The organism is Aestuariivirga sp. (assembly GCF_020252395.1).
Taxonomy (GTDB): domain Bacteria; phylum Pseudomonadota; class Alphaproteobacteria; order Rhizobiales; family Aestuariivirgaceae; genus Aestuariivirga.
In genome coordinates this window covers 184294-190295 of sequence record NZ_JADCDB010000004.1, presented here as the reverse complement: position 1 = coordinate 190295, position 6002 = coordinate 184294, and the positions used below count along the sequence as shown (strand labels likewise).

Sequence of the window (6002 nt, the reverse complement as noted above, 5' to 3'; positions counted from 1 at the left end):
TGGCTCTGGCGGGGCGTCCATACCCGATCCCATCCCGAACTCGGCCGTAAATCGCCCCAGCGCCAATGGTACTTCGTCTCAAGACGCGGAAGAGTAGGCCGCTGCCAGGCCCGCAAAGAACAGAGACAATCCCTTCATCACACAATACAAACCAAAACCCCGCAGCGCAGAAATGCCCAGCGGGCTTCTTGCGTCATGGACCAGGGCAATCGCAGATTTAATAAAACGCGAGTGATCAGGCGCCAACTCCGGGTTCGCCTACGCGCCCCAAAGCCTCGCAACCACTCGAAAGCGATCAGGGATGCCTTTTGGCAAAGGCCAGGATCAGCATCAGTGCGGCACACAGGCCGACAGCGACGAGTCCGAAGGACACGGCCGTTCCGAAACGGGCTGCCACGACGCCGAAGGCGAGCGGAGCGAGAATTCGCGGCAGTGCCGTGAGAAGGCTGACGAAGCTCAAAGCGCCGGCCCGGTTCTCGGGAACCAGGCTTGCCGAAATGGCGAAGATCGAGGGGATGAGCAGCGCCAGCCCGAAGCCCGTCGATGCGAAGGCCGCGACGCTCAACACGTAGCTATGTGAAAGAACCAGCGCAACGAAGCCGGTGATCGCCACGACGAGCGATCCGATCATCAGGCGCATCTCCCCCAGGCTGCGCCGCATCCTGTCACCGGGGAAGCGCACCACTGCATTGCAGACCCCGAAGAACGCTGCGCCGAGTCCGGCGATCGCCGCGAGCGAGGGCGCAATGTCGTCGAGTAGCTTGGCCGACCACATCAGCGCTGCGGTTTCCGCCGCGATGATGAGGCCCGCCGCGATGCCAAGCAGCATCAGTGGCTGCTTGTTGGGAAGAGTGGAGATACGTGCAGACTTGCCCATAGCAAGCGGCCGCGGCACGATACTGCGGGCCACCATGATCCAAGAAAGCGCGAACATCAGTGCCGCGACCAAGGCCACGGCCCAAGTGCCCCATTGCGTTGCGATCCAGCTCGCCGCCACGGCCATGACGCCCACAGCCGCGGAGACGCCACCATGGAAAGTCATAAACACAGGCCGCCGCAATTCATGCTCGAGCGCAACCGCCTCGGCATTCATGAAGAGATCGGTGAGGCCGAAGCACAGGCCCATGATGGGAATGGCAATGAAGAACCATAGTGGTGTCGCAGCCATCAGATAGGCGCCGAGCGTCAACGCAAAGCATGGCAGCACGACAAGCAGCACGGTGCGGTTCGATATAAAGCGTGCGATCTGTCCGCCAAGCGCCATCGCGCCCACGGTCAGGAACGTCGAAATTGTGAGTCCGAGGCCGAAGGTCTCGGGCGAAATTCCCGCCTGGCGCATCACCGACGGCATCGAGCCTGCAAGAGCCCCGATCGCCACGCCGAAGCTGACGAAGACAGTCGTGACGGTCATGCGGGCGGATGGAAAAACCGGGGGCGTGTTCATGCGAAACGCAATCTAGTGTCCTGAACCGGAAGTTCGTGTGATTGATTTGTGGTCTTTTGAACTGGGGTTTTTAAACAGAACCTCTCGATCGAGGCAAGGATTTGGTCTGCTGATTTGATCCAACTGAACGGCCTTGGATTCGCGTTGTGGGCGTTGATGAGGGCTTCGATGTCCGCCTTGAGAGCGGCCACGCTTTTGTGGATGCCACGCCTCATCTTCCTTTCGGTGATGAGGGCGAAGAAGCGTTCGACCTGGTTGAGCCATGATGCGCTAATGGGCGTGAGGTGCGCATGCCAGCACAGCTTGAAGGTCTCGAGCCGGTGCGGCTGAAGCCCGAAAGCGCGCCAGATGCGCCGCACGCTGGACACAGACAGCCCGCTCGCCCCAGCCATGCCGCGCCAACTCCAGTGCGTGGCATTGGCGGGCAAGCTTTCCAGGGTTCTCGCAATCAGCGCTTCAATGCGCGCGTCATCAATGCTGCGAGGCTTGCCTGAACGCGGTTCGTCATACAATCCGTCAAGTCCGAGAGCCGCGAACCGCCGGCGCCACTTTCCCACCGTGTTGGCGCATACGCCAAGTACCACGGCAATGTCCTTGCTCTGCGTGACCCGCGCGCTGGCAAGCACGACCCGCGCCCGCATGGCCAACGCTTGCGCCGTCTTGCGCCGCGACGCCAAACCTTCAAGTTCAGCACGCTCCTCCGGGGGCAAAACAATCTCAGGGGCTCTTCGTACAGACGCCATGCAGCCCTCCTCGCAAAAGCGGGAACACCATGGCAAAATCAATCAATACAAACCCTGCGAACCTTTGACTCAGGACACTAGACCGTTCTGAGATACCATTCAAAGTCGCGGGCCGTCGGCTCCGCATAGAAGCGGTCGGCCTCGACCTCCTTCAGCGTGCAATACGTGTCGACGAATTCCTTGCCGAAATATTCCTTCAGGATCGAGGCGCGCCAGAAGGCGTCGATGGCGTCGAACCAGTTGCCCGGAACATACTTGGCCCGGCGCTCATAGCCATTGCCGTTCACCGGGTTGCCGGGGTCGGACTTTTCGGTGATGCCGTAATGCATGCCCGCAAGGATGGCCGCCATCACGAGATAGGGGTTGGCGTCGGCGCCCGATGGGCGGTGTTCGATGTGGCAGGCCTTGGGCGGTCCGGCGGGAATGCGCAAGCTCACGGTGCGATTGTTGATGCCCCATGAGGCTGAGACCGGCGCATAGGAATTGCGGCGAAACCGGCGGTAGCTGTTCGCATTGGGCGCGAAGATCAGCATCGACTCCGCCATCGCCGCCTTGAGGCCGCCGATCGCGTGCATCAGCAGCTCATTCTGCGTGGGATCTTCCGCCGCGAACAGGTTGTTGCCCTGCCCGTCGCCGAGCGAGACATGGATGTGCATGCCCGAGCCCGTCCAGGCGGAATAGGGTTTGGCCATGAAGGTGGCGGCCAGCCCATGCTTCTCGGCCACGTTCTTGATCAGCCGCTTCAGCATGATGCCCTCGTCGCAGGCCTTCAGCACGTCGGCCCTGTGCCTGAGCACGATTTCCATCTGGCCCGGCGCGTATTCCGAGATCAGCGTCTTGGCCGGCAGGCCCTGGATCTCGCACATGGCATAGAGATCCTTGAAGAAGGGCGCGAAGTCTTCCGTGTCCTGAAGGTAATAGGCCTGGTAATGCTGCGGCCTCGCCTCATTGATCAGCGACCGCGGCGCCGCCGGCTTGCCGGCGAGCGCGGACGCCCGGTCCATCAGGAAGAATTCGAGTTCGACCGCGCCCACGGGCGTCATGCCCAGTGTCAGCTCGAAGCGCTTGACGATCTTCTCCAGCGCATTGCGCGGGTCGGCGTAATGCGGCGTGCCGTCCAGGTCATGCACCGTGGCGATGTATTGCGCGGCCGGCACGCTGGCCCACGGCACGCGCACCATGGAGCCGGGCGCCGGCCACATCAGCATGTCGCGGTCGCCCTCGTCGAAGACGAGGCCGGTTTCGGGAACGTCCTGGCCGGTGACATCCAGCACGAGGGCTGAGACCGGCATGAAGCGGCCGTCCCTCCAGGCCGGCGCCACCTCGTCGCGGCGCAGGATCTTGCCGCGGGCAACGCCGCACATGTCGGTCCAGATCACGTGCACGCTTTCGATGTCGGGGTTCTGGTCGAGGAACGCCTGCGCTTCGGCTTCGCGGCGGGGGAACACGAGTGTCATTTGACTTACTCCTCAGCCCATCAGTTCTGTGAGGCAGCGGTCCAATCCCTCGACCAGCTGGTTCACGTGTGCCTCGGCCGTTGCCGGGCAGATGAGCATCATGTTGTGGAACGGGGTGACGATCACCCCGCGATTGAGCAGATAGTGATGCACGGCCTCGTCGATCGGCCGGTGGATCACCTTCGCAGCTTCGCCGCCGTTGCGGGGCCGGTTCGGCGTACACATGAACTCCACCCGGGCGCCAACACGGACGACGTGCCACGGCACGCCATGTTTGATGATGACATCGGCTATCCCCTTCTCGAGGCGCCTGGCCAGCGCCACGAGGGGGCCGAACGCCTCCTCGGTGAAGTAGGTCTCGAGCACGGCGCGCATCAGCGCCAGCTGAATTTTGGAGCCGGACAGCGTGGTGCCGATGCCGGAATGACCGGGCGTGCGCGTCTCGAGGAACTTGGCGATGCGGCCGGTGACGTCCTGCGTGAAGCCATAGACCGCGGCGGGAATGCCACCGGCAATGGGTTTGCCCAGCACCATGCCGTCGGGCTCCAGTCCGTATTCGCGGGCATAGCCGCCGGGGCCGGATGACATGCAATGCGTCTCGTCGATGATTAGCAGCGTGCCGTATTTGCGGGTGAGCTCGCGCAGCGCTGTATGATAGCCTTCATCCGCCAGCACCATGCCCACATTCGTCATGATGGGCTCGGCCAGCACGCAGGCGACGCCGCGGCCGGCCAGCGCCTTCTCCAGCGCGGGGATGTCGTTGAACTCCACGACCTCGGTGAACTGCGTCAGGTCGCGCACTTCGCCGATCAAGGCCGGGTCGGCATGGGGCGTGCCGCCGTCGATGGTCACGCAGGTGTCGTCCACAGCGCCATGGTAGCAATGGTTGAAAACGAGGATCTTCTTACGGCCGGTGATGGCGCGGCACCACTTGATGACCGCGCGGTTGGCATCCGATGCGGTGGCGGTGACCTGCCAGCAGGGCAGGCCGAAGCGGTCTTCGAGAAGCTTGCCCACGACTGCGGCATCTGGAGACGGCATCATGGTCGTGAAGCCGTTGGCCCCTTCGCGCTGCAAGGCCTCGACCACGGCAGGCGGCGAATGGCCGAACATGGCGCCGGTGTCGCCCAGGCAGAAATCCACGTAATGGTTGCCGTCGGCGTCGGTCACGTCCACGCCGTTGGCCTTGGCGACGAACAGCGGGAAGGGGGTGCCCCAGTCCACCATCCAGTGCATGGGCACACCTTTCAGCCAGTTCCGTGCCGCATCGTCCGAGAGCTTTCTGGAAGTCGGGTTGCGCTGTGTGAAGAGGGCCTCTTCGCGCTCCAGCATGGCCTTTATCGCTTGCTCCGGAATGGTGCGCGGCATGATATCCTGTATGACCGTTGACGACGGCTACTCTCCTAGCCGCCCGGCAGGACTGCCACAACCCCCATGGATTCGATTGGCGGAATCATGCTTAGAGGCGGTGCAGCATGAAGGAGCCCAGGCCATGGTCCGCACCGTCTTCGTGAATGGCGAGTATCTCCCTGAAACCGAGGGGAAAATCTCGATCTTCGACCGTGGCTTCCTGTTCGCCGACGGGGTTTACGAAGTCAGTGCCGTGATCAATGGCAAGCTGGTCGACTATCAGGCGCACATGGAGCGGCTGGGCCGTTCGCTCAACGAACTTCGCATAGCCTGGCCCTGCACGCGCGAGGAGCTGGACGCCATGCATGCCGGGCTCATCAGGCGCAACGAGCTCAATGAAGGCATCATCTACATGCAGGTGACGCGAGGGAGCGCGGACCGCGCCTTCAACTTCCCAAAGGGTGACGTGAAGCCCACCCTCATCGCCTTCACCCAGGCCATGAGTCTTGTCAGCAATCCCAATGCGGTGACCGGCATCAAGGTCGTCACCACGCCGGACCTGCGCTGGGCGCGGCGCGACATCAAGACGGTGATGCTGCTGGCCCCCGCACTCGGCAAGCAGGAGGCCTATGAGAAGGGCGCACAGGAAGCCTGGATGGTGGAGCACGGCTACGTGACCGAGGGCACGTCCTCCAACGCCTATATCGTCAAGGACGGCAAGGTCGTCACGAGGCACCTCTCCAACGAGATCCTCGCCGGCTGCACGAGGCGGGCACTGATGCGGCTGGCCAGGGAAGAGGGTGTGGAGATCGTCGAACGCAAGTTCACGGTGGAGGAGGCTCTCGCGGCGGACGAGGCCTTCCTCACCTCCGCCTCGCAATTCGTCATGCCCATCGTGGAGATCGACGGGCGCCGCATCGGCGGCGGCCAGCCGGGGCCGGTGGTCAGGAAGCTGCGGGAACTGTTCCTGAAGGAAGCTGGGGCCTGAGGCACGCGCGGAGGAGCACC

Annotated in this window: 5 protein-coding genes and 1 rRNA gene; 2 read left to right on the top strand and 4 right to left on the bottom strand. The window is 63.0% G+C overall.

Annotated features, from left to right (window positions below; translation table 11 throughout):
• Window positions 1-110 (top strand): 5S ribosomal RNA (rrf, locus tag IOC82_RS04285); the annotation flags it as partial.
• Window positions 111-295: 185 nt separating this feature from the next.
• On the opposite strand, the gene IOC82_RS04280 is transcribed toward rrf, so the two are convergent.
• The 4 genes from IOC82_RS04280 to IOC82_RS04265 all read right to left on the bottom strand — a co-directional run bounded on the left by IOC82_RS04280 (window position 296) and on the right by IOC82_RS04265 (window position 5012).
• A complete protein-coding gene (locus IOC82_RS04280; protein WP_290544942.1) occupies window positions 296-1411 on the bottom strand; it encodes an MFS transporter in 1116 nt (371 codons plus the stop codon).
• Window positions 1412-1440: 29 nt separating this feature from the next.
• Complete coding sequence (locus IOC82_RS04275) at window positions 1441-2187, bottom strand: helix-turn-helix domain-containing protein (RefSeq protein WP_290544941.1); 747 nt, start codon at window positions 2185-2187, stop codon at window positions 1441-1443.
• A 77-nt stretch (window positions 2188-2264) separates the two neighbouring features.
• On the bottom strand, window positions 2265-3644 hold the full coding sequence (locus IOC82_RS04270) for a glutamine synthetase family protein (RefSeq protein WP_290544940.1): 1380 nt from the start codon (window positions 3642-3644) through the stop codon (window positions 2265-2267).
• Window positions 3645-3656: 12 nt separating this feature from the next.
• The gene (locus tag IOC82_RS04265; protein ID WP_290544939.1) at window positions 3657-5012 is read right to left on the bottom strand and encodes an aspartate aminotransferase family protein; all 1356 of its coding nucleotides are present in this window, start codon (window positions 5010-5012) and stop codon (window positions 3657-3659) included.
• Between the two features lie 124 nt (window positions 5013-5136).
• Here IOC82_RS04265 and IOC82_RS04260 point away from each other — a divergent pair, with 124 nt between their 5' ends.
• Complete coding sequence (locus IOC82_RS04260; RefSeq protein WP_290544938.1) at window positions 5137-5982, top strand: D-amino-acid transaminase; 846 nt, start codon at window positions 5137-5139, stop codon at window positions 5980-5982.
• Window positions 5983-6002: the final 20 nt, after the last annotated feature.

Bases quoted from the DNA above. Each gene is read 5' to 3' on its own strand.
- IOC82_RS04280 (WP_290544942.1), bottom strand. From the start codon at position 1,411: ATGACCGTCACGACTGTCTTCGTCAGCTTCGGCGTGGCGATCGGGGCT.
- IOC82_RS04275 (WP_290544941.1), bottom strand. From the start codon at position 2,187: ATGGCGTCTGTACGAAGAGCCCCTGAGATTGTTTTGCCCCCGGAGGAG.
- IOC82_RS04270 (WP_290544940.1), bottom strand. From the start codon at position 3,644: ATGACACTCGTGTTCCCCCGCCGCGAAGCCGAAGCGCAGGCGTTCCTC.
- IOC82_RS04265 (WP_290544939.1), bottom strand. From the start codon at position 5,012: ATGCCGCGCACCATTCCGGAGCAAGCGATAAAGGCCATGCTGGAGCGC.
- IOC82_RS04260 (WP_290544938.1), top strand. From the start codon at position 5,137: ATGGTCCGCACCGTCTTCGTGAATGGCGAGTATCTCCCTGAAACCGAG.